Annotated in this window: 1 protein-coding gene; it reads right to left on the bottom strand. The window is 70.7% G+C overall.

Features of this window, described 5'->3' with window-relative positions:
- Nucleotides 1-232: 232 nt before the first annotated feature.
- Nucleotides 233-1774 (bottom strand): transposase, encoded by a 1542-nt coding sequence (locus tag Q0R63_RS17625; protein ID WP_295700210.1) that lies wholly within the window; start codon nt 1772-1774, stop codon nt 233-235.
- Nucleotides 1775-2056: the final 282 nt, after the last annotated feature.

Genomic DNA, 2056 nt, shown 5'->3' with positions numbered 1-2056 from the left:
CCCGACAGGGGGATCGGTGATTGGCCAGCGCGGTCCAAGTGCGTCCTAGGTGGCTGGTGTCCAATGGCTGTCTGTGGGGGCGCGGTGGCCGGTGGGAGAAGGTTATGGCCCGGCAGCCAGCCTCTGGAGTGGGTGGGGAGTTGACTGGTGACACCCCTTCGGCCCGGTTCGCGCCCTGGGGTGCCCAGTTCGGCTGTCGGGCAGGCCTGTCGGGGCTGCTGACCCCCTGATGTCACCCGGTCGCGGTGGCCCACCCCGCTCCGGGGAGCGAGACCACGGCAAGAACCGCGAGACGGGCCAGGTTCACGGACGCGGCGAGCAGCGCGAAGTCCGCGGCGACCTTGACCCGGCCGCGGACCCGGGCCCGGCGACCGCCGTGCTGGCGGCGCATGAGGTGCCCGATCTTGCGTTCCACCTTGGGCCGGGTCGCCCGGTAGTCGCCGACCCAGGTCGGGTCCTGTTGCCGGGCCCGGGCCGCGGCCAGCTGTTCCTCGAACGGGCCGACGCTGACGCTGCGCCCTACCGCGGCGGTGGTGCACTGCTGACGCAGCGGGCACCCCGCGCAGGCGGGCCCGAAGCGGGCGGTACCGGCCCCGGTGGGACCGCGACGGATCGGGGCGGTGGCCCCGGCCGGGCAGGTCACGCTCCCGGCTTCGAGGTCGATGCCGAACGCGGTCTTGGGGAACCGACCGCCGGAGTTGGCAGGTTGCTGGGTCTTGCACTTGGATTCGATCCCGGACCGTTCCAGCCGGTCATGGAAAGCGCCGGTGCCGTACGCGTTGTCGCCGTACACACTCGCGCGTTCCCCCTCGACCGCGTCGTCATCACCGGCCGCGTCGGCCTCGGCGGCCGCGCTGTCGTTCTCGGCCGCGCTGTCCTCAGGGCCCGCGTCGGCCGCGCTGTCCTCGGTTTGGTCGTGCCCGAGCAGGTCCGCGATCAGGTCCTCAGCCACGGCGGCGTCGCCGGCGTTCCCTGCGCTGACCGTGGTTGCAGTGATGATCTCGGAGTCCGGGTCGATTCCGAGATGGCCTTTGTACCCATCGAAGCTACGGGCCGCGGTCTTGTGCCCGTGCCGGGCCTGCGGGTCCACCGTGGAGATCACCCGGTCCTTCGCGACCCGCCGGACGATCCGGAACACCCCCGCCTCGTCCTGATCGAGGTCCTGACCCAGCACCGTCGCCAACAGCTCACCGGCCGCGGCCACCCCCACCGCCAGCTCCCGCCCCTCCAACACGCCCAGCACCGCCATCCCGTCCCTGGCCAACGCGTCGACCAGCACCACCCGCGCAGCCGGGTCGTCGTAGTCACACACCGGTTTCCCCGCGTCGGCGTAGTCGTCGTCGCGGGTCAACACCGCCCGCAGCCCCGCCGCCAACCCGCTGCCGGCGACCCGCAGCACCCCCCGGAGCGCGGACCGGACCAAGGTCACCGTGTCCATCGTGGCCACCGCGTCATAGATCGGGGTGGAGTCCAGGACCCGTTTGCGCCCGACCAGCCCCGCTGCCTTCGCCACCGCCAGCACCGCCTCAAAGATCCGGTCCGGCGCCGCCGAGGCGGCCAACCGGGCCCGCATGTCCACCAGCACCGTGTGCACGAACCCCGGATAGTCAAAATCCAGGCCGCCCGCGGCGTACTTCCACCGCGCATCGAAGGCGAACCGGTCCACCGCCTCCCGGTCGCTGCAGCCCTCGATCCGCTGCAACACCATCACCACCGCCACAATCATCGGCGGCACCGACCGCCGACCCACATCGGTGAACAGGTCCGTGAACATCTCATCCGGGAACAACGTGAAGCACTCCCGGTGCAACACCCCATAGATCGAGTCCCCCCGGACCCGCCCGTCACAAAAACCCGCCGTCGTACGCAGCAGATCACCCTGCCTCGGAGCCACACCCAACGTCATGACGAACCCCCAACACACACAACACAACCGGCCGTTCCCATCCTCCCAAAACGAACGGCCCGACCCGACCGACGACACGCGAAAAACACCAACCACCTAGCGGACGTTGCGGTCCTGATCGCGGGCGGTGGTGAGGCGATCGCGGACATC

Source organism: Lapillicoccus sp. (genome assembly GCF_025353065.1).
Lineage (GTDB): Bacteria > Actinomycetota > Actinomycetes > Actinomycetales > Dermatophilaceae > Lapillicoccus.
Note: the sequence above shows the minus strand (reverse complement) of the source record. Positions and strands in the feature narration are given on the sequence as shown.

Bases quoted from the DNA above. Each gene is read 5' to 3' on its own strand.
- Q0R63_RS17625 (WP_295700210.1), bottom strand. From the start codon at position 1,774: ATGTTCACGGACCTGTTCACCGATGTGGGTCGGCGGTCGGTGCCGCCG.